The organism is Nonomuraea zeae (assembly GCF_005889725.1).
Classification (GTDB): Bacteria; Actinomycetota; Actinomycetes; order Streptosporangiales; family Streptosporangiaceae; genus Nonomuraea; species Nonomuraea zeae.
Window position 1 is genome coordinate 1 of sequence record NZ_VCKX01000119.1, and the last position, 20998, is coordinate 20998.

16 protein-coding genes and 1 pseudogene are annotated in these 20998 nt (G+C 67.7%); 11 read left to right on the plus strand and 6 right to left on the minus strand.

Features of this window, described 5'->3' with window-relative positions; all coding sequences use genetic code 11:
- Positions 1–1232: 1232 nt before the first annotated feature.
- Positions 1233–1358 (minus strand): hypothetical protein, encoded by a 126-nt coding sequence (locus tag ETD85_RS66975; protein ID WP_276617295.1) that lies wholly within the window; start codon positions 1356–1358, stop codon positions 1233–1235.
- 616 nt (positions 1359–1974) lie between these two features.
- Between ETD85_RS66975 and ETD85_RS32250 the strand changes: the two genes are divergently transcribed.
- Both ETD85_RS32250 and ETD85_RS32255 read left to right on the plus strand, forming a co-directional pair.
- The gene (locus ETD85_RS32250) at positions 1975–3522 is read left to right on the plus strand and encodes an FtsX-like permease family protein (RefSeq protein ID WP_138693589.1); all 1548 of its coding nucleotides are present in this window, start codon (positions 1975–1977) and stop codon (positions 3520–3522) included.
- A gap of 19 nt (positions 3523–3541) precedes the next feature.
- Complete coding sequence (locus ETD85_RS32255; protein WP_338087185.1) at positions 3542–4342, plus strand: ABC transporter ATP-binding protein; 801 nt, start codon at positions 3542–3544, stop codon at positions 4340–4342.
- On the opposite strand, the gene ETD85_RS32260 is transcribed toward ETD85_RS32255, so the two are convergent.
- Both ETD85_RS32260 and ETD85_RS32265 read right to left on the minus strand, forming a co-directional pair.
- Positions 4272–4820: a LuxR C-terminal-related transcriptional regulator gene (locus ETD85_RS32260; RefSeq protein WP_338087186.1), complete on the minus strand. Its 549-nt coding sequence runs from the start codon at positions 4818–4820 to the stop codon at positions 4272–4274. The genes ETD85_RS32255 and ETD85_RS32260 overlap by 71 nt on opposite strands.
- A 112-nt stretch (positions 4821–4932) precedes the next feature.
- Complete coding sequence (locus ETD85_RS32265) at positions 4933–5358, minus strand: sensor histidine kinase (RefSeq protein ID WP_138693590.1); 426 nt, start codon at positions 5356–5358, stop codon at positions 4933–4935.
- A 220-nt stretch (positions 5359–5578) separates the two neighbouring features.
- Between ETD85_RS32265 and ETD85_RS32270 the strand changes: the two genes are divergently transcribed.
- The 3 genes from ETD85_RS32270 to ETD85_RS32280 all read left to right on the plus strand — a co-directional run bounded on the left by ETD85_RS32270 (position 5579) and on the right by ETD85_RS32280 (position 9887).
- Positions 5579–6586, plus strand: a complete 1008-nt coding sequence (locus ETD85_RS32270) for a DUF4331 family protein (RefSeq protein WP_138693591.1) — start codon at positions 5579–5581, stop codon at positions 6584–6586.
- 139 nt (positions 6587–6725) lie between these two features.
- Positions 6726–8567, plus strand: coding sequence for a PucR family transcriptional regulator (locus ETD85_RS32275; protein WP_138693592.1), 1842 nt, complete (start codon positions 6726–6728; stop codon positions 8565–8567).
- Between the two features lie 795 nt (positions 8568–9362).
- Positions 9363–9887, plus strand: a complete 525-nt coding sequence (locus ETD85_RS32280; RefSeq protein WP_138693593.1) for a GNAT family N-acetyltransferase — start codon at positions 9363–9365, stop codon at positions 9885–9887.
- 1102 nt (positions 9888–10989) lie between these two features.
- Here the strand turns inward: ETD85_RS32280 and ETD85_RS32285 are convergent.
- A pseudogene (locus ETD85_RS32285) lies at positions 10990–11525 on the minus strand (IS5 family transposase); the annotation flags it as partial.
- A 297-nt stretch (positions 11526–11822) separates the two neighbouring features.
- Here ETD85_RS32285 and ETD85_RS32290 point away from each other — a divergent pair.
- The 4 genes from ETD85_RS32290 to ETD85_RS63430 all read left to right on the plus strand — a co-directional run bounded on the left by ETD85_RS32290 (position 11823) and on the right by ETD85_RS63430 (position 13519).
- Positions 11823–12182, plus strand: coding sequence for a cupin domain-containing protein (locus ETD85_RS32290; RefSeq protein ID WP_138693594.1), 360 nt, complete (start codon positions 11823–11825; stop codon positions 12180–12182).
- Positions 12182–12334, plus strand: coding sequence for a hypothetical protein (locus ETD85_RS63420; RefSeq protein WP_170246944.1), 153 nt, complete (start codon positions 12182–12184; stop codon positions 12332–12334). The genes ETD85_RS32290 and ETD85_RS63420 overlap by 1 nt, the downstream gene beginning before the upstream one ends.
- 175 nt (positions 12335–12509) lie before the next feature.
- Positions 12510–12920 carry a hypothetical protein gene (locus tag ETD85_RS63425; RefSeq protein ID WP_170246945.1) on the plus strand — a complete coding sequence of 137 codons (411 nt, stop codon included), beginning with the start codon at positions 12510–12512 and terminating at the stop codon, positions 12918–12920.
- Positions 12917–13519, plus strand: coding sequence for a GDSL-type esterase/lipase family protein (locus ETD85_RS63430; RefSeq protein ID WP_170246946.1), 603 nt, complete (start codon positions 12917–12919; stop codon positions 13517–13519). Before ETD85_RS63425 ends, ETD85_RS63430 begins: the two co-directional genes overlap by 4 nt.
- 422 nt (positions 13520–13941) lie before the next feature.
- Here ETD85_RS63430 and ETD85_RS32300 read toward each other — a convergent pair whose 3' ends face one another.
- Positions 13942–14916 carry a M57 family metalloprotease gene (locus ETD85_RS32300; protein ID WP_138693596.1) on the minus strand — a complete coding sequence of 325 codons (975 nt, stop codon included), beginning with the start codon at positions 14914–14916 and terminating at the stop codon, positions 13942–13944.
- 288 nt (positions 14917–15204) lie between these two features.
- Positions 15205–16722 carry an alpha/beta fold hydrolase gene (locus tag ETD85_RS32305; RefSeq protein WP_138693597.1) on the minus strand — a complete coding sequence of 506 codons (1518 nt, stop codon included), beginning with the start codon at positions 16720–16722 and terminating at the stop codon, positions 15205–15207.
- Between the two features lie 868 nt (positions 16723–17590).
- On the opposite strand from ETD85_RS32305, the gene ETD85_RS32310 reads away from it, so the two are divergent.
- Positions 17591–18013 (plus strand): hypothetical protein, encoded by a 423-nt coding sequence (locus tag ETD85_RS32310; RefSeq protein WP_138693598.1) that lies wholly within the window; start codon positions 17591–17593, stop codon positions 18011–18013.
- A 1417-nt stretch (positions 18014–19430) separates the two neighbouring features.
- Positions 19431–20927: a hypothetical protein gene (locus tag ETD85_RS32315; RefSeq protein ID WP_138693599.1), complete on the plus strand. Its 1497-nt coding sequence runs from the start codon at positions 19431–19433 to the stop codon at positions 20925–20927.
- Positions 20928–20998 lie beyond the last annotated feature (71 nt).

Here is a 20998-nt window from a genome sequence, read left to right on the forward strand (position 1 = left end):
ACACAACCACAAACACCATCCCCAACCCCGCATAACGCCAGCCGAAAGATCCGCAACGCCGTGGTTCTGTCGCCCAAAACCTGGCACGCTCAAGACTGGTAGGAAGATACAAGTGATCTGTCTCGACAGGGCCATGGTGGCCAGACCCATCGTGGAGCAAGTTAATCTCTGGGCCACCGCGCGTGGAGCCGCTGCTTGGGCCGGAGGTTGAACACGCTGAAGCACTACGCCCTCGCCTGCTGAGCCACGGATCACGGTCGGACACAGAGCGAGGCGACGATCCATCCCGTGCCGGTGATGGCGCCTGTCCGGGGTTATGGTGGTCCCGAGCAACGCGCACCGCGGGCATGGGCCGATGCGATCAGCGATCGATATCCGGCGATGGGGATGCCACAGCGGGTCCATGCCGCCGATGTGGTGGGCACATAGCCCCCGCAGCCGGCCGAGCTCGCCGGACCTGGTCCGGCGGGCGATCGTGTGCGTTCTCGGCTTGTGCCAGCGTGCGTTCAGCCTCGATCAGAACGCCTGGCCCACTGCTGAACATCTCTCAGCACGTCGGCGTCGCTCGGCGTGGCCGGTCACCTCTTTGGCCTCTTCGCCGACATGGTCCTGGCCGTCGCCGGCTGGCCTCGCTCTGGCCCTGCTTCGCAAAGACGCGAAGGCAGACGTCGGAGAACGCCTCTCCCGCGCGAGGCTGGTGTTGAGGGTGAAGATGAGGTTACGCGACGGGGGTCGCCCATCGCGGCGGCCATGGACGTCGCCGCGCCGAAGGATTGGCTGACGCACAACCCGTCCGCTCGACCGCCTTGCCAGTCGTCGGGGAAGCGGTTGCCGGCGTTCGGGGTGGAGATGTCGCCGTCCATGAGCCCTCCGTCGAACCTCTCGTGGCGGCAATGCTGGCCGGACCTCCCCTGGCGCACGACGCGGAGATCGGGCTCGCTCAGCTCACGCAGGAGGATTTCGTCATGCTCGCGCCGGAACCCTGCACCGAGCGGCACGAGACGATGGTCAGCGCCTGCGGGCTCGCCGGGTTCGCGCCGAGGGTTACTTGTCGCACCCGCGAGATCTCCACTGATGTTCGCCACGGCAGGGCCGTGAGTGACGCTGGTACCGGCCTCGGCACGAACGCTTCGCGGACAGGACGTCGCCCTCGTCCCCTGTCTGGCCCGAGCTTCACCTCCACGGCCCCCTGTGGCGGGCCGATGACGTCACTCCTGTACTGCGCGCCTCTTCTAGGCTGTGCCGGCGACCAGCGGTAACGCGAGCAGGATGACCTCGCTGCCCAGCAGGCTGACGTTCTGGCCGCTCCACAGGAGCACGAAGTCTCTGTCTCCCCATAGCGATCCTTTTTCGGTCATCGGTACGGGTGGCATTCCAGGCTGCACGACCGCCAGCTCGTCCAGGCTTGAAAGCCCGCCGCAAATCAGTTGACGGCTGGCAGGAATCCTTCTTGTCGGCCACAGCGAATATCTCGGACAATGAGCCAGGCCCTTTTTGGGGCCTAGCAGGGTACAACAACTGGGTGCGGTCGAACGCCTCGTCCTTCATAGAGCGAGGCGTTCGCGCTCCTCTCGTATACTGTCTATCCCTGCCAATGTGCTGCCGATCCGGCCGAGGCTCCTGACGAAGGTCGGCCCACGGAATCTGTCCGTCTATTTCTGTGACTCTCCTGTTCTGGCCTTTCTCGAAGAACAGCATCAAACAGGATCCTCGTGATGTAGCCGTGGCTCCTGTCCTTCGCAAACTCGTCGTCACTCGCCGGAGGGACATCCGGCTGATCGTTGCTCGGGCCTGGAGACAAGGCCCGCCGAGTCTCGCGGCGTGAGAGCGGAGGAACTGGCGGTCCGACCATAAGAAGTACATTCCGCGGCCTGTACGAGTGGCACGATTCATCATGACGCTCCAGGCGTCCTTCGGCCTGGTAGCCGTCTGCGTCTTCTTCATCTACGTGATCACCGTCTTCCAATCGCCGCCGTGCTGGCGGTGCCGCTGGGCGGGCTGGTCGCGCCGCTGGTCGCCGCCCGATTGCGTGACTTCGGCACGGTGAGTGTGTCGTTCGAGGTGGTCTACCGGCCGCTCCCGGCCTTGTGGACCTTGCTGTTCACTCTGGCGGTGACCCTGCTGGCGAGCCTGCTGGCGGGACGGCGGGCGCTGCGGATTCGCCCCGGGGATGCGCTCGGCGAGGCTCTGGAGGAGGGCGGCACGCTCGGCCGGGGACGGCTTTTCGCCGGTCTGTCGCTGCTGGCGGTGGCCTTGGTCCTGGCGGTGCTGGAGAGCGCGCACCTGGTCGATTTTGGGCAGCCGTTCGGAACCATGGTCGTGGAGTTCGTGCGCGTGTGCCTGGTCGTGGCGGCGGTCGGGCTGCTGGCGCCGTGGTTCGTGCTGGCGGTGGGCCGGCTGCTGCGGCCGCTCGCCGCCCGAGCCCGGCGCGCGGGCGGCTTCCTGGCCGTCGCCAACGTGGTCTTCAACCACCGCAGGTTCGCCGGGGCCGCCAGTTCACTCACGCTTGGCGTGACACTGGTCGGCGTGGTCGTCGCCATCCAGTCCTTCTACGACTGGCGTCGGGCCGACCTGGCCGCAGCGCAGATCCGCGCGGACTATGTGCTGACGCCGGCGAACGGCAACAACGTGCTGGCGGAGGAGCTGCAGCGACGTCTGCAGGGCGCGGAGGGGGCGTCCGACGTGGTGGGGATCCGCATGCTGCCGATCAACGTGAGAGCAGAGGACCGGACATCCGCTCAAGGTTCGCCGCCGCGTATGTACGGTTCGCTGGCTACCGGAGATCTCACGCGGGTGCTGAATCTGCCGGTACGTGGCCGTCCGCTCAGCGCCCTGGGCGAGCGGGAGGTCGCTTTCAGCGGCTCGGCCGCGGCCGGGCACCAGGTCCGGATCGGATCACGGGTGCGGATCCGGTTGCCGGGCGCGACGAAGGACGCGGTTCACACGGTGGCCGCGCTCTACGCCGACACCAGCGAGCTGGCCAAAGTGGTGCTGCCTTCCCCGGGTCCCACAGGAGCCCGCCTGACGCCCGGGCGGTACGCCGCAATCTATGTGCGCGGCGCCCTCGACCGGGAGGCCGTCACCCAGGCAGGGGCGACCATCGCCTCCTACGACCGGCCGTCGTATGTCCTGCGCAAAGCGGCCGAGAGCGCCGAGAACAACCGCCTGCTGCCGTACGTGTCGGCGCTGATCGCGCTCTTCTGCCTGGTGGCGGCCGTCAACAGTCTGTGCCTGGCGCTGCTCGACCGCCGACGGGAGTTCGCCGGCATGCGACAGATCGGCATGCGCCGCGATCAGGTGATGTGGATGGTCTGCCGGGAGAACGTGCTCACCGTGCTGCCCATCTTGACGCTGGCCTTGCTCGCGGTCGCCGCCGTGGCGTCCGTGAACGCCATGGTCGAAGGCGCCGGGCCGGCGGTCATGGTGTCGTTCATCCCGTTCGGCTGGCTCGTTCCTCGCGGCGCCGGTGCGCTCGTGGGAGTGCTGCTGGTCGTGCGTGCGGCCTTGAGACAGGAAGGGTAGGTCTGATATGACCACCGGCATGGAACCCGCGGTCCGTCTGGACGGAGTCGGGAAGATCTACGGCACGGGGCCATCGGCGGTCACCGCGCTCAAGGATGTCAGTTACGGCTTCGCCCGCGGGTCGTTCACCGCAGTGATGGGGCACTCAGGATCGGGAAAGTCCACGCTGCTGCAGTGCGCGGCCGGGTTGACCCAGCCCACGTCGGGGACGGTCAGCGTGGGCGGCGCCGACGTGACGGCTCTGACGGAGGCGGAGCTGTCCGCCATGCGGCGCGAGCGGGTGGGCTTCGTGTTCCAGGCGTTCAACTTGCTTCCGGCGCTGACCGCGAAAGAGAACATCGAGCTGCCGATGCGGCCGGCCGGCCAACGGGCGGACCAGGAATGGGTGCAGGAGTTGGTGGGCCGCACCCGTATCGCCGAGCATGTGCACCGCCGCCCGCACGAGCTGTCCGGTGGTCAGCAGCAGCGGGTGGCCATCTGCCGCGCGCTGGTGGCCGGGCCGCAGGTCGTCTTCGCCGACGAGCCGACGGGGAGCCTCGATACCCGGTCGGGCCAGGAGATCCTGGCCATGCTCAGGCTCGTCGTCGACACCCTGAAGCAGACGTCATCCTGGTCGCCCACGATGCGACCGCTGCCGCGCACGCCGACCGGGTGCTCTTCCTCCGTGACGGGGAGATGGTGGACGTCATGGAGGCGCCCACACCGGCCAAGGTCGCCGCAGGGCCGAGTGGTCGTCCCGGCTCCCCCGATCATCCCGGCTCCCCCGGTCTCACCAGGCCGACCTCATAGGCGACGATCACCGCCTGGGCCCGGTCCCTGACGTCGAGCTTGGCGAACAGGTCGCTCACCCGGTTCTTCACCGTCGACAGCGACAGGCCGGTCTCCTCAGCGATCTGCGCGTTGGACAGGCCGCGTGCGATGAGCTCCAGCACCTGCCGTTCGCGGGAACTGAGCGCGGACAGCTCATCGGGCACCACGAGTGCACGGGGCCGCGTGGGACGGACAAAGGTCCCGATGAGGCCGATCAGCAACCGGGGCGCTACCGCCGCATCTCCTCTGTGCACAACCCTGATGCCCTCGGTCAGCTCCTCCGGCGAGACGTCCTTGGGCAAGAAGCCCGACGCGCCTGCCCGCAGCGCCGCCACGGCGTGCTCTTCCAGGTCGAAGATGCTCAGCGCGAGCACCCTGGTCTGCGGCAGCTCGGTGACGATCCGCTCCGTGGCCGCCACCCCGTCCATGCCGGCCATGTGCAGGTCCATCAGCACGACATCGGGGTGCACCTCGTGGCTACGTCGCACCGCCTCGTGGCCGTAGCCGCCTCGCCCACGGCCACCAGGCCGCTATCGGTTTCCAGCAGCATGCGCAGCCCCGCGCGGACCAATACCTGGTCGTCCACGAGCAGTACTTTGATCACGCCTGCTCCGTCAGCGGGATGCGGGCGTGCACGACGAACCCGCCGAAGGGCGCGGGGCCTGCCTTGAGCTCGCCCCCGCACAGTGAGACGCGCTCGGCCATACCGGCCAGACCGAGCCCGAGACGGGGCCCGGCGGGCCCGCCTGTCCCGTCGTCGGCCACCTCCACCTCGACGAGTTCGGGCAGGTAGGTGAGCCGGACGCGGGAGCGTGCGCTGGACGCGTGCTTGCGGGTGTTGGTGAGCGCCTCCTGGACGATGCGGTAGACGGCGTGATCGACGGTGGTCGGCAGTGCGACCGACGTGCCCGTGACCTCCAGCTCAGCGTTTTCGGCCGCCTGCTGCTCTCTGCGGCGTGACAGCTCCGTGCGCAGGCGCGTGCCGTCGGAAGATGGTCCTGCGCGATTTCCCGCCCGTGGAGCCACCGGGAGGCCGCCACGCCGGCGCGAGATCACCGATCCATGGACGCCGCACCCGCCCGACGAGGGCCGCCAAGGACATGCACCCCAGGGTAGGTCGCGGCGGCTCACCCGGCGTTTCGTAACCAGGTGAGCACGTCACTGTGCAAGGTGATTCTGGCCGTTCTCGGCCGGACGCTCCTAGTGTCGGGAGGCATCCCCTACAAGCTGGTCGATGGAGCCCATCATGTCCCATCATCTCGACTCACCGCTCGCCCGTCAGGACCCGCGCCTCGACATCAGCGACGTCTACCTTTTCCGCGGCACCACGGGAACCGCGTTCGTCATCAACGTGAACCCTCTGTCCGGTGCCGGAGCGTTTCATCCGGAAGGCCGCTACGAGTTCAGAATCGATACCGACGGCGATGCCGTCGAGGATCGCACGTACTGTGTCACGTTCGGCGAGTTCGACGGCGACGGCCGGCAGACTCTGGAACTGCGCCGGCTCGACGGTGGGGACGCGCGGGATCGTGACGCCGCCGGGACCGTACTGGTTCGCGGCCTCACCGGCACGAAGCTGAGCGCCGAAAGCGGCGTGCGAATCTGGGCCGGTCCCGCGGCCGACCCGTTCTACATCAACGCATCCGTGGTCGGCGCCGTCAAGGACGCCGTCGTGCACGGAACGCCACTCGATCTGGCTGCGATCGACTATGAGCAGCCGGCGAACCTGTTCGCCGGCACGAACGTGAACGCCATCGTCCTGGAGATTCCCGACGAGGACTTCGAGGTCACCGTCATCGGCTTCTGGGGGACGACGGCACTGGCGACCGACGCCGGCGGCTGGCGGCAGATCAACCGCTGCGCGCTCCCGCTCGTGAACACCATCTTCTATCCGGACGGCTCACAGCAGGCCAGCGACTACAACACCACCCAGCCCAGCCAGGACCCAGACCTGTACGGGCCGCTAGTGCACGACCTCGTCAGCAAGGCCGTCGCCGCCGTGCACACCAGCGATGACCCTGTCGCGCACGCGAGCCAGGTCGTCGATGCCCTCTTCCCTGATGTCCTCCGCTACGAGATCGGGACCGCCGCCGGGTTCGGCTTCGCCGCCCGCAACGGTCGTGGCCTCGCCGACTGCGCGGCCGAGGTGATGTTCGCGCTCGTGCTCAACAAGGCCGTGCCGCTCGGCCTGGACAGCCGATCGATCGCCGTGGCGCCGGGCCGGAGTTTTCCCTACCTCGCCCCTGGCGTGTGAAGCGGTCGCGCGAGCGGTCAGTTGTGACGTGCGGAGGCCGTTACAGCGCATGACCTGCTCGTTCGTAGCCTTGTTCTCGTGGCAGGCACTACCCTGAACCGAACCACAGGGGTGTCGCAGGACACGAGGTGAGGTGCCGATGCCCACGGTCAGCACACTGGTGGGCCGGTCCGAACTCGGGATGCGGCTTCTCGCGCACGGGCCCGCCAGGACGCGTGAGATCGACTCTGCGCTGATCGTCCAGGCGGATCTGTCCGCTTGGGGCGGAGCCGACCCAAAGATCTTCCGGCGAACCCTCGCCATCGTGCCCTTCGCCGGGTTCGAGGGTCGAGCCGAGGACATCATGCGACAGCTGAGCGGCGTGGACGCCGCAGGGGTGGTCCTCGCCGTCGGCCCTGGCGGGGACTGCTTGCCGGACGTCGAGGCCCTGGCCGCCTGGGCGCAAGAGCACGGCACTCCGCTGCTGCTGGCGGCGAGCGAGCCGTATCGCGTATGGGCGGCGACCATGGAGATCATCCGTGAGGAGCGGGAGCTCACGAACGCTCACCTCAAAGAGATGCAACGGGAGGTGACGCGCCCGGACGGCCTGAGCCACCTGCTGCGCTGGCTTGCCCGGCAGGTGGAAGGCAGCGTCGTTCTGCTGGATGGGGCCGGTATGCCCCGCCACGCCTTTCCCGTGCTCCCCGAGGACGTGATCGAGCAGGCCGCGGCCGACATCGACCGGGTGATCAGCGGTGCGGCCGGTGCCGCCGCCGCGGACGTCGAGGCGGGTGTGGTCCACATTCAGTCGATCGGTGAGGGCGGACCTGAGGCGACCCTCGTCGTGGCGCGGGCGCAGCGGTTCCCGGCATCGGTACGGAACCTGATCGGCGACGCGTCCCGGCTGCTGTCGCTGAGCTGGGGTGTCGAGGAGTCCGGCCGCCGGCGACGCGATGTAGACCGGGCGGAGGCGCAGACCCGCGAGGCAGTGCTTCATCTCCTGCTGACCGGTCAGCTGGAGGCCGCACACCGCGTCGCCGAGACCATGGGCCCGAGCCTCGCGGAAGAGGTCCGCGTCTATGTCGTGGAGTGCCCGGAGCAGATCAGGGATCGAGCGGTGGCCGAGTGTGACCGCGCGTCACACGGCACAGCCTGGATCGTGCGCTGTCCCGTCTACGCTCGCCACGTCATCGTGCTAGCTCCGGCACATGCGGGGGGAGACGCCATGGAGCAGGCACTCCGGCTTTACGCCTGCCGATCGACGGACATTCACGTCGGGCGCGGCGGGAGCGTCCTGCTACGGGATCTGGCCTCCGGCTACCGGCAGGCGTTCCACGCTCTGGCGACCGCGCGGGGAAGAGCCGAGAACTACGCCGAGTTCAGTCCGAGAGGAGACCTGGCCGCCCTGGTGCGCAGCCGCGGGTACGCGTGGGCCAGAGCCCTGCTCGAGCCGCTGCACACCTACCGGCCGGACCGGGCTGGAGATCCTGATGCGGCCGCACTCACCGCCACCATCCGGTCCTGGCTCGACTTCCACGGCGGTGCCGCGCGGCAGCTGAAGATTCATCGCAACACCTTGCCGGCTCGGCTGCGGCACATCGAACGGCTTCTCGGCCTCTCCTTGGACGACCTCGCCACGCAGGCGAAGCTTCACCTCGCGCTCTGCGTACTCGACGGACGTGAAGGAGCCGACGGCGAAGAGACCCTCGATGCGATCCTCGACACCGCGGACGTGCACGATTGGGCCGCGCTGCAGGTGTCTTCGCTGACGAGTCGCGAATCGACGGCGTTCCTGGAGACTCTGCGGGTGTGGCTGGCCAACCACGCCCGTCTGGAGCCGACCGCCTCGGCGCTCGGCATCTCGGCGCCCGGTGTGCGTAAACGCCTGACCCGGATCGAGGAAGTGCTCGGACGGTCGCTGCTGGACAGCCCCTCGGCGCGCTATGACCTGTGGTTCGCCCTGCGCGTGTTTGACACCTGTGACGCGCCCTCCTGCGAATGAGACCAGAGATGGGCGCCCGGACCGTGTCGCCAGCGTGACGTCGCCGAGTCCACCAGGCTGGCCGGCGTGGCCAGCCAGGTCAGAGACAAGGATCCCGTGCTCGGCATGCTCCTGAGGGTGGCGTCCGGGCGTCTGGCACCCACCGACGAGGCCAGATCCTCCCTCCTCGCCTCAGCCGCGAATCATGCGGTCCGGTCCTTTCGCGACCCCGACACCGGCCCCGACGTCGCCCGCGCCCTCACCGCCGACGGCCACCCTCTCATCAGCGTCGGCCCCGAGGGGGGTGAGAGTGTGGAACGTCAAGACCGGCAGACGGGCAGGCGGGCTAACCGGTCTCGGTTTGGCTGGCAAGCGCTTGCGGCAAGTCGCGGTCAGCCAGGACGGGCGATTGCTCGCGATCGCCGACACTCTGGCGTCGGGTTGCGGCAGATGGCCGCCGGCAAGCCGACCGGCTTCCGGCTGCCAGCCGACGTGGTGCAGGACCTGACCATCGCCTTCAGCGGAATGCATCTGATCGTCGAGCTCGGCAGGGCAAGACGATCTACGATCCGGACACCGGGAAGACCACGTCCATCCCCACGCTGGGGAAGGTGGCGGTACATCCGGATGGCGGCTATGCCGTGGGCCAGTACGTCTGGTCGCGGCCCTCGAGGGAGCAGCACAACGGCGCTCCTGCCAGTGGCTCGCCTCAGACCGTGGACCAGGATGGCTTCGGTAGGGCGAAAGCACCTGTGCCGAGCCTTGGCTAGTGAAACGATTTGTCGGGAGAGCGGCGCGCGGGTAGCTTCGCCGCCTATGACCCCGACTCTGCGCACTGACCGCATGCTGCTGGAGCCGTACGCCCTCGAAGACCAGGAAGACTTCGTCACCCTGTTCCAGGACCGGAGGGTTTCGCAGTGGATGGGCGATGGCCCTGCTACCGAGGCGGAGGACCGTGCCCTGTTCGGACGGATCTTCACAAAGGTCTACGCCCAGGAGCTGTTCGACGTCTGGGCCGTTCGTCGGAACGGTCTCTTGATCGGACACGCTGAGATCAAGCCGACCGACACGGTCCAGGGCTACGAGATCATCTACGCGCTGGCCCCTGATGTGTGGGGATCGGGTCTGGGGAGAGAATTGGCCGAGGCGATCGTCGCCTACGGCTTCGACGCCCTGGGGCTGACGGAGGTGTACGCCACCGTAGCGGCGTCAAACGGTGCCTCGCTGGCTGTCCTGAACAGGATCGGCTTCGAGCACGTCCGGGACATAGCCGAAGATGACGGCAGCACCACTCGTGTGCTGACGCGCCGTCGAGCCGAACGGCCTACCCGGCAGGACTAAATGGATTTGGGCGGTCTGCCGGCCGATGAGCAGCGGGTCGATTACGCGGCCTCAGGCATCGGCCGTTTCCGTCCCTGTGTGGCAGGAATCATCCGCGACAAGGATGAAGGCGGGCCCCGGTGGCTGGCGTGGGACAACGAGCGCTGGCATCTGCCCAAAGCGTTGCGCCGGCATCTCGACGGCGGTGAAAGGAGGCACTCTTGCGTGAGAGCCGGACCGGCGTATGGTTCCTGCCGGTCCGGCCGACTGCTGCCAGGCGACCGCTAGGGCGCTACCAGCAAATCTTTCCGCCATCCTGGATCGATATCTCAGTGCTTGCCGTTTCAGCCGAGCCAACCCCGGGGAACCCGATGATCAGGCCTGCGGTGAGCAATGACAAACTCAGCGAACCAACTATCTTTCGCATCCCTGCTGACCTCCAGCGACATAGCTCGAATTAAATGATTGATCTTGCTCGAGAGGCCAAGCAAGCATAACTCCGTCGCTTTCACGTCGCCGCTTGTTCTCCGCCAGGATTCGCCGCATTCCCGTCAATTCCGGCGCTTCACCGACCGAGCCGAAGCGGATGGCGTTGTCGGCGAACGATTTGGCGCCCGCCAGCGCGTCGCCCAGGCTGCCCAGGTGCCGGCGGGCGGACGGATGCGGCAGACGTGCCTGTGACCGCGGTCGTCTCAGACACCGGCCGCCTCGGTGCGGCCGGCGCGGGCCACGGTGGCGCTACGCCTCGGGGAACATTCCGGACCTCAGCCTGCTGGACGTTCCCATCCGCAACATTGCCGTTCTGGGCGAGGACATCGCCGCAAACACCGTTCGCGACCCCCACCGCGTGGGCGACGCTCTGCGGACTCTCATGGCATGGTGGCGACAGGGGACGCTGGAGCCTCGTCCGCCGGCTGCGACGATGCCGCTGGAGGACGCGGCCCAAGCCCTCACCTCGGTCACCCCAGGAAGCCGCCGACGGCAAGATCGTCCTTTCCGCGCCTTCACTCTGACGCCGCCGGTCGCGCGGCGCGGATCACATACAAGGCAGTCTTCAGTCACCGTTCACGACGGGGAGCACACGTCGCCGTCATGTCCTAGAGCCTGTACGGAGTTCGAATCTTCAGACTGATCGGAGGCTTCGGACCCATAGGACGGCTCCGCGTAGGTGCAGGCCGGCCAGGTAGCTGTCGGGAGTCTTGTCGAAGCGGAAGGCCAGCCCGCGCCACTCCTTGATCCGATTGACGCACCGTTCCACCGTGTTGCGTTCCTTTAGAGATCGGGATCATGACGGACCGGCCGGCCACCGCGGGAACCACGCTTCTTGCGGTTGGCCGCCTGGTCGGCCTTCTCCGGGATGACCGCCTTGATGCCTCGCCGACGCAGATAGGCGCGGTTGCCGCGGCAGGAGTACGCCTTATCGGCGGCCACCGCGCCCGGCCTGGTCCGCGGACGCCCCACCGGCAGACTGATCTTGATGCGCTCCAGCACCGCGCGAAACTGCGGGCTGTCTCCAGCCTGACCGGCAGTGAGAACGAAGGACAACGGACGACATCGCCGGTCGGCCGACAAGTGCACCTTGCTGCTCAGCCCGCCCCGCGAGCGACCCAGCTTGGTCGCCTTCAGCCGGAACCTGTGCTGGCGTCGCTCCCGCCGTCGCCCATCCCCGTCTCCGTCCCCATCTTCGCCGGGCTCACCGTCACGGGCGTTTTGCGCCGGCCAGAAGTGGAATTCGAAGACACACCTGTCTGGACAGCAGCGAAACGGCGGACCGAGTGGAGGACATCCCTGGACATTAGCGAAGGCGCTGCGCAAGCCCAACACGGGTCACCCGTCCGGGACGCTCCTCCCCTGCCGCCCTCCCCCCAGCCAGCCGAGGGAGGTGGCGAGGACAAATCGCGCGGGTATGGCAGCGACACAGGCCAGCGTCGCAGCATCGCGGAGGCCTACGAATACGTGGCGGCCAAGAACATCTTCTTCCTGCTGGGAGCGATCAAGGACACCGAGGGGGCGAGCACCCCTCCGGCACTCACCAGCGATCCCGGCACATCCATCTTCATCGTGGAGTGCCCGCCCGGTGACGGGCCGGCTCTGCACGCTCATTTGAAGACCCGCGAAACCTTCATGCCGATCACAGGGACCTGGCAGATCCTGTACGGAGACAGGGGGGAGCGACCTCCACCTCGAGCCGATGGACATGATCGCCGTGCCGCCGGGGTGACGCGCGCCTTCAAGAACGTCAGCGGTCAGCTTCTCGGCCGTAAACCATCAACACCCGGGGCTCCACGCCAGATTCGGCTGAAACCGCCTACCTGATGGCGGTCGTGCAGGGAACTGCCGAAGAAGCGCTCAACGACATCGTCCTGACATCGGCGGTCGGCGCTGAGATCGTCCGGCTTTTCGGCGAGGAGGCGTTGAAGGGGCTGGAAAGGATCGGCATGAGCTTCGACGCAGGCCTTCCTCACTGATGTGTCCGGCCTCCTCCGGGTGACTGGAGGAGGCAAGGCCGAACCGGCGACCCGCCGGCCGTCGCGGCCGCAGACCGCCTGAGAGCCGCCCCGTCCCCGCTTCGGTTCCCGTGCCGCGACCCAGGCTGCACGTCATGATCCACCCACCTGCTGGGCCCTTTGGAGACTCACCCCCATGACCCTTACCTGGACCGCGGCGTTCCGATCGGCGCCGGTCAGCCCGTACGAGCCGATGACGCTCATCCACTCACCGCGTGGCTTCGCCGGCCAGACCCTCCGCCAGGTCGTCCGCGTCCGCACAGTTCGCCTGCGAGTCCAGCTCAGCAACCTCTACGGCAGGCAACCTCTCACCATCGCCCGCACCCACGTCGCGGGACACGCCACCGCGGCCGCGGTCAACATCGGCACCGACACCGTCGTCACCTTCGGCGGAGTGCCCCGGGTGACGATCCCGCCCGGGCAAGAAGCCAACAACGACCTCATCGACTTCGCCACCGACCTGTCCATCAGCACCTACCACCCGACAACACCGATGACGCGAAGCCTGCCACCTACCATCCCTTCACTCTGCAGACCGGCTATGTGACCTCAGGCGACGCCGTCTCCCATCCGGACCTGCCCGGCGGTGAACCGCTGCAGTCCCGGTTTTTCCTCAGCGGAATCGACCTCTGGGCCCCCGCCGACCGGCAGGTGGTGGCCGCCGTCAGCGACTCGCTCGCCGACGTCCTCGGCGAGCGGGGTCTGGCCCGGTTCAACCGCGACCTGCTCACCGTTCCCGACGTGACCCACGTCGTCGTGCGACTTGGCGTCAACGACATCGGCATGCCCGGCATGTTCGACCTTCCCCAACCCCCGACGAGCGACCTCATCGCCGGTCTATCCGCCCTCGCCGAACAGGCCCGGCAACGCGCACTGAAGGCTGCCATCGCCACCATCACGCCCTTCAGCGGCGCGGCCTTGCCAGGCTTCGACACGCCCGAAAGCGAGCAGGCCCGGCAGCGACTCAACCGGCGGATCCGCGCCAACCAGGCATACGATGCGGTCGCCGAGCTGGACCGCGCTCTGCGCGACCCGCCCGCACCGGCCGCCCTGCGTCCCGACTACGACAGCGGCGACCACGTTCATCCCAACGACGCCGGAGCTCAAGCCATGGCCGACACCATCGCCAAGGCCCTCCTGGTCTGAGGCCGACCAGGGTCGATGGCTCTCCCTGGATGATCGCATTCCCGTCGGCGGCTGAATCGTTTCCCAGCGACCCGAGCGAGGTGCAGGATTTCAGCTGCCGCCTTCGCGAAGGGGGTGTTCGACAGCACTCGTCGGGCGGCAAAAGCCGGTTGGCCGCACAGAGGCGACCGTGCACACTGGCTCGGTGATCACCTCACACCCACCTGCCGCGGCCCTCGCCTGGGCAGCCGAGATCGCCGGCTCCGGCGCTGCCGTGCGCGCCGTCAGCGCCTGGCCGGCGGCGCTCATGCTGCCACCCAGCTGCTGGAGTCCGGTGGACCTTAGGTCGGGTCGCGGGCTGAGGTCACGAACGCGCCCCAACCCGCCGTCGCGCTCCGGTAACCGGCTCCCACGTGGCCACCGGCTGGGCGAAAGCCCCAGGGTCAGCGGTCAATGGAATAGATTGACCTGAGCAATTCCGGGTTCTCCCCACCGATGTCTTCTCGCATGTTCACGGTCGTGTACATGACGTCGTTTCCCCAGTCATTGTGACCCAATCCCAGGGCATGGCCCATTTCATGCGTGACGACGTGGTTGTACGTTGTGCCGTTCTGCCCGTAATAGTCATTGAGCTCGATATGCGCCCCGAGCATCCTGCCGTACGTCGGCGGAATATAGTAGCGCGTGGTGTGACCGTACCAGTTGGTGGCGCCGTAGTTGGCGGAATGCACATCCACGCAATGCACGTTCTCGTACTGAGGACAGTAGTTCCAGTAATACCAGCTGTCGATGTTGGGCGTTCTGTTCCACTTGTACACGGCGTTATCCGTCGGCCATGCCGCGCCCGAATGGTCGTTGAACGCCACCACCGGGTTGACTCGGCCCATGTTCGTCCAGTAAGAGACCGGGCATGTGACCGAATGCGCCTGGCCATAGGTGCAGTCCCCCGGCGCCAAGGCCTCGACGTCGGAGTCGGCCTCTGCGGCGATGTGCCGAGCGACCTGGACGTTCTTCTTGCCTTCCGCCTGAAGCGACGCCGCGAGCTGCTCAGCGGTCACGCCGGGTGCGGGCGTATAGAGGTCCACCCGCACCCGGCCGTCCGGCAGCGTCTCAGCGGAGGTCACATCCGTGGAAGGGCCGGCTTCCGAGGAACCGCTGTCTGCCTTGCGGTCTCGGGCGACGCGGTCCGCGAGCTCCTGGTCCGTCAGTTTCGGATAGGCGGACACGTTCATTCGAGGACTTTTCGCTTTGGAGCCGGGGTCCGGCAACACGGGATCGGCCTCCGCGCTACGCGTGATCACTTCCTGCGTGTGCGCGGCCGAGGCCGGCGGCGCGGCCAGGAACTCGGTGGAGAGTGCAGGCATCACGACCAGCAGCACAGCCGCATATTTCTTGCGGCCGAGGGCAATTACTTTCACGGTCAGCAGTAAAACTGGTGAAAGCGAAGCAGATCAACGACAATTCCAGCGGTTATCGCAATATTCATCTACGCGAAACTTGGGCCGGACGAAGCGAATAATAAATCCCCTGTGGCGTCGTAGTGACGGTCTCTTACGCGTATGGCGGATATACCGCCGAGTTTGGCGGTTATATGGTGCGATGGGCGTGGGCTCGCCATCGGTTCTCGGGTCCCTTCTGCACGATCCACGGGGTCCAGCGAGAAGACCGCCGGAGCGCGGCGGTGTGCCGCGGTCCGGCGGCTCGGGTTACCTACCGGCCAGAGCAGCCCAGTGCCGCTTGTCCGACGGCCACGTCTTCTGGGGCAGCTGCTGCCGCTTGAGCATGCTCTGCTCAGGGGTGCCCACGGCGCAGCGGGTACCGTGCGGCGGCACCTTCAGCGAAATCAGGTACTCGTCGAAGATGTCCGTCTGGCACTTGTCCTTGCCGTAGATGCGATGCCCCCAGCCCTCGTAGGTGAGCAGCACAGCCTTCGGGCCGAGTTGCCGCGCCGCGTTGGCGGACCACATGTACGGCGTGGCGGGATCATGCAGCGAGCTGCCCAGCAGGATCGGCGCGGTGCCCGTGTACTTCAGCTCGTGCGGCGGGTTGGTCGTGGTGGAGTTGAGACAAATGGGCAGGTCGTCGATCGGGTACGGGTGGTACCGCACGTCGGGCGCGAGACGGTTGGACACGCTCATGTAGGCGGCATATTCGGCGTAGCTCCGCACCCGGAGGCTGTAATCCTGGCAGAGAATCCGGGTGGGCAGGTCGGCGACGTCGCCCTCCACGGGCCCACGGCCCGGCAGCGGCGGCACCCAGGACGGCTCCGCCCCGCCGCTCAGCCAGTTGATGACCTCGCTGAGCGTGCGCCAGTCGGGCCCCTCGGTGCCGAGCGCGGCGTTGTAGATGAGCTGCAGTTCGGTCATCGGACGGTTCGGGGAGGGCGGGTAGTACAGCTCGCCACTCCGGGCCTTGGCCAGCAGATCCTTCCACATCTGACGGACGTCACGCCCGTGCAGGATGCAACTGGTGTCGGCCTCGCACCATCCAACGAACTCGTCGAAGGCGTCCTCTACGGCGATCGCTTCGGTGCTGAGGAAGCCCGCGACGCCGAGGCTGTGGTCCATGTTGCTGTCGAGCGCGAGCGCCCGGATCCGGTCGGGGAACAGCTCGGCGTACATCTGGCCGATCAGGGTGCCGTACGAGATGCCGTAGTAGGTGAGCTTGTCCTCGCCGAGCGCGGCGCGGAGCGCGTCCATGTCCCGTGCGACGTCGACCGAGTCGACGTGGTCGTACAGGGGGCCGGTACGGGCCCGGCAGTCCTTGTGCAGCTTCTTGGTGAAGAGGTTCCAGGCGTCGTAGTCGGCCTGGCTCGCCATGACGGTGTGCGGCATCTGGTTGTACACCGACGCCGAGCAGATCACCGGGTGGCTGCGGCCCACGCCCCGGGGATCGAAGCCGACGATGTCGAAGCGCCGCTGCAGTTCCTCGGTGTAGGAGCCGGGAGCGCCGTAGACGGCCTCCACGCCGGACCCGCCGGGGCCGCCCGGGTTGATCACCAGCGACCCGACGCGGGCGGCGGGGTCGGTGGCCTTGCGCCGCGCGACGGCCAGCTCGATGGAGGGGCCGTCCGGCTTGGCCCAGTCGATCGGCACGGCCAGCTTGCCGCACTCGGCCTCGGGCTCCTCCGTACAGGGCGCCCAGGTGATGCTGCTCCGTCCTGTGGCAGTGCCGCCTTCCGGTTCGGTCGCCGCGACGGCCGTCGGAACAGGTAAAACCGCCACCAGAGCTAGGAATGCGGTGGCGAGCAGAGTTGTCGTTCTTCGCACATTGCTCCAATCTTCGTCGGCCTGCACGCCCCCGCTTGGCAAGCGTGCGGCGAAGTTTGATCATGGCCTGTGCGGAACGTTGACAGGCACCTGCTTTCACAAATTGGCGGAAAGTCGGCGCACCCCGGACACGGCGGTGTTGGGCGCAACCGACACTCCCCAAGCTCTGCTGGGGTTGGCTTCCGTATCACTCGGCCGCTCGGCGGGAAGGTCAAGAACGCCACCCCAGCCACGACGGTCGGCGTGAGTCCATCAGGTCCTCGTCCAGGACCCCCGACTCACCCCACCTGAGCAGCACGCAAACTCCGGCACTGAGCCGCCCGTATCCGGTCGCCTGCCGACGACACCATCACGATCAGGAGCCGCTCCGTACCGTAGGGGGCGCAACACCGGTACCGGACAGCACACCCCTGCGACCTCGGCCGAGCCCAGGGGCGAAGAGCCGGGCCGGCCGCCTCCGGGCGCCCCTGCTGCGTGATGAACCAGTCCAACCGCAAGAGACTCACGGCGAGCAAGTGAGCAAGGTTGTGTGAAGACTGCTCCTTCGTGTGATCACCGCAGGGCCGGGATCGGCGGATTACGGGATCACTGCGTCGTGCCAGTTCTGGCGACACGCGCGCAAAACACCCCGAGGTGCTCGCGTAGTGAAACAGTTTCCTGTAGAACTGCGATCACGGTGAAACGAAAGGGGTGTGGGATGCCTCAGGCATATCTGGGTGAGCGCAGGCAGACAATGATCCGCCCTGGCCCAGACCTGCGCAGGCGCCTGGAGGAGAGCGCGCTCAGCGCAGGTTACGGTACGCGCAAAACAGGTCGCTACCTTGTGGACCTGTTCGACGCGCTCCACCCCGAGCCAAGGAAGCAGCAGGATCCCGACAAGCGCCAGGAGGCAGCCACCGGACGGCTGGTACAGACGCTCGTGGAGGCCGCAAGTCACCTGCGCACCGATTGCGGCAAAGAGCCCGTGCCCACGAATCTGCGGCCGAGCCCAGCGCTGCGCCGCCGCCTCGAGGCCGGTGCGAACCACATGCGATATCCCTTCCTCAATCCCTACCTTGTCGACGTCCTGACCTCTCTTCACCCGGATCCGGAGACTCATCCGGAGGCGGCCGTCGCTGCGGCGGAGCTGGTGAAGGCACTGCTGCAAGGCGCCAGTGTGACCGTCGAAGGCGAGCAGGAGTTGCAGGGCACGCTTGACTTCGACCTTCCGCCCGTCTTGACCGGGAACGCTGTCGTGGCTGCTTAGCCCGATCGAGCAAGCACAGAAGGGAGGGCCAGCCACGGGCCGACATCAGACCCGGGGCAACGCCCCACGGTAGACCCGCAAAAAAAGAAGCGGGCCCTCGCGCAACTACTTGGCGGTTGCGGCGCGAGGACCCTTTAAACCCCGGCCCGGCGCGTGTCGGCTGGCGAGCTCTCGCGTGCCTAGGCCGGTCCTTAAGGTCTGGAGACCACCATAGACGATGGACTCCGTGCTCTGCCAGTTATGCCCACGTGCGGCGTGTCGCATTCGGGCGTTTCTGCCAGCGCCCGTACGCATAACGTCATACCCGGACTACCGGGAGAGACGCCATACGCGCGTGCCAAGCTTTTTTCCGCGAACGTTCAGCATTTGCGCACGTTTAGCGCGGTCAGGCCGCCGTGTCTCATCCCGCAGGTCCGCCATTCCAGGCAAGGCGCTGACGCGCCCGCTGTGGGCGCGTGCACCCGCCGGGCGCCACGACGGCATCGGCCTGTGCGTCCGGCGCCACCGGCGCCGGCAAATCTTTTCTCCTCGCAGCGCCCTTCGCCCGGGAGAGATCACCAGGTGCCGCGCGCGTGGAGCTGCCGGCCATCGTGTGCCGCCAGAGGCGTTCTTACCGCCTGTGCCGGCCTCGTAAAGAGCTTGCCGTCGCCATCCGGCGACCGGCGCTCCTTCTGCACCCCGTCCCGGAGGCGCCGCTGACCGCACCCCCTCGGCCCGGCCGGGCCACACCCTAAAACCCATACCGGCACATCAGCAGCACGCGGCACCAGACCACAGGTCACGCCAGCGGCTCTGTTTAGTGCACCCACCATCCGCATCGGAGCCCACCATGAGCCATGCGCTCAGTTCAGCACGCCCAAAAACAACCCCACACGCCACGCGCCCGGCTTCGGCCGGCGGCCCTGCCGCGGCCCGGCGCGCTGTGCCGATGGCGTGGGCTCTGCCGTCCGTGACCGTCATCCGTTCCAGCTTGCCGTCGCCATCCGGCGACCGGCGCTCCTTCTGCACCCCGTCCCGGAGGCGCCGCTGACCGCACCCCCTCGGCCCGGCCGGGCCACACCCTAAAACCCATACCGGCACATCAGCAGCACGCGGCACCAGACCACAGGTCACGCCAGCGGCTCTGTTCAGTGCACCCACCATCCGCATCGGAGCCCACCATGAGCCATGCGCTCAGTTCAGCACGCCCAAAAACAACCCCGCAGATCGTCGAGCCGGTCTTCCACCTCTACGGCGCGATCGCCTCGGCCACAGGTGACATCACCGCCAGGCGAGACCGCGCCACCGCGACGGTTGTCCAAGCAAGCCGTCACGCCCTGGCGGCCGAGCGATGCGCCGCCCGCGCCCAAGGCGCCGAGCCCTCCCGCCACGCCCGCAAGCCGACGCCATCGGCGACACGTCACGCTGGGGCCGGCGCATGAGCGCCCGGCACCATCAGGTGCCGCGTGCCCTGCTCTACAGCAGCACGCACAGCGCTCTGGCCATCGTCGCCTGGTGCCTGTACGAGGCTCTGCAGTACCGCAACGCCCACGGCGGTCAGGAACCGGCCCGGGCCCGGCGCTGCTGGGTCGCCGAGCGGCTCGGAGTCAGCGAGCGCACCCTGGATCGCGCCCGGACGGAGTTGCTCACCGACCACGGAGGCGGGCCGTTCCTGACACGACGCCTTCGCGGACGCAACCGCTCGGCCCTGCACACCGTGCTGCACCGCCCCCAGGAAACCCGCCGGCGCTACGCGGCCGTGCCCGCGTGGGCCCTGGCACGCGTGCGCGCGGGCGAAGCGGCTACCGCCGACGGACACGTGTGTCCAGAAACCTTCCGGACGTGGGTCGTCCTGTGCGACAAACTTGACCCCGACGGGCACGACCTGACCCTGGCCAAGCTTGGCCAATGGCTGTCCTGCTCCCCCACGACGGCCCGTCGCCGGCTACGCGCCTTGGAAGCAGCGGGCTGGGTACGCGTGCACCGCCGCGGCAACGGCTTCTGGATGCACGTGCAGGCCGTCGTGGAGGAGGGTCTCATCGCAGCCCTCCCTCAGGATCACAACCACAGCAGCGATGACGGCGAGGAGGTCTCCGGCTGCCCCGCGCCATCTGACCACTCCCCCGTACCAGATGTGGCCAGTCTGCCCCTGCCACAGACGTCTGGTCCCCACGTGCCAGATCTGACGCCTCCATATGAGACACCTTCAAAGGAACCACCCTCAGAGGATCCATCCGCAAAGAACCCGTTCCCTCTCGCCGTAGGCGGAGCACAGCACCGTAAGGACGCCAGCCGCAACGCGCTGACGCGCGAGAGGCAGATCAACGACGAACCACCCCCCGCCCCGGCCGTGACCCGGCCGCGAGGCGGTCCCAGCGTCATGACGGCGCTGCCGCTTGAATGGCAGCTGCGCATGAGCCAGTCAGAGCGCGAACGCGTACTAGCGGCCATCGACGACGAGCTCGCTCAAGGACGGACCATCGCGCAGCTGACGGCCCGCGTCCGCCGCCGCCTGACCGTCTGGTCCGGCACACGGCCGCGCCGCGCCGTCGCCGCCGCGCTGACGGTCGTCGAGCGCGGCTACCACTGCCCGCATCCCATGTGCGAAGAGCACCTGCTGCCGTCCGGACACCCGTGCGAGGCGTGCGCCGCGATAGGCGCCACCATGAACCGGCAACGACAGCTCAGCTCCGCCTCTTCCGATGCCGAAGAACCCCCCGCGAACTCAGCCCGCCGGCACGCAGCCGAGCCACGTGACCATGTGCGCGCACGCCGGGAGTTCCCGCCCCAGGCCTGCACTCGCGTCGACGCCGACGGTCCCGACGGGCCGGCCGCCCGGGCGAGGGCCCTGCTGACGTCGACCAGCCCCGGCTTCGCCGCAGCTGACCGGCGCCGCCATCGAGCACCGGCGTCCGTCGCTGGAGCCACCGGATGAGGGGGCGCCGCCGATCAATGACGCTGGAGCTGTATGGCCGGCCGCGTCGCGCCGGGCGGCGCCGTCCCTCT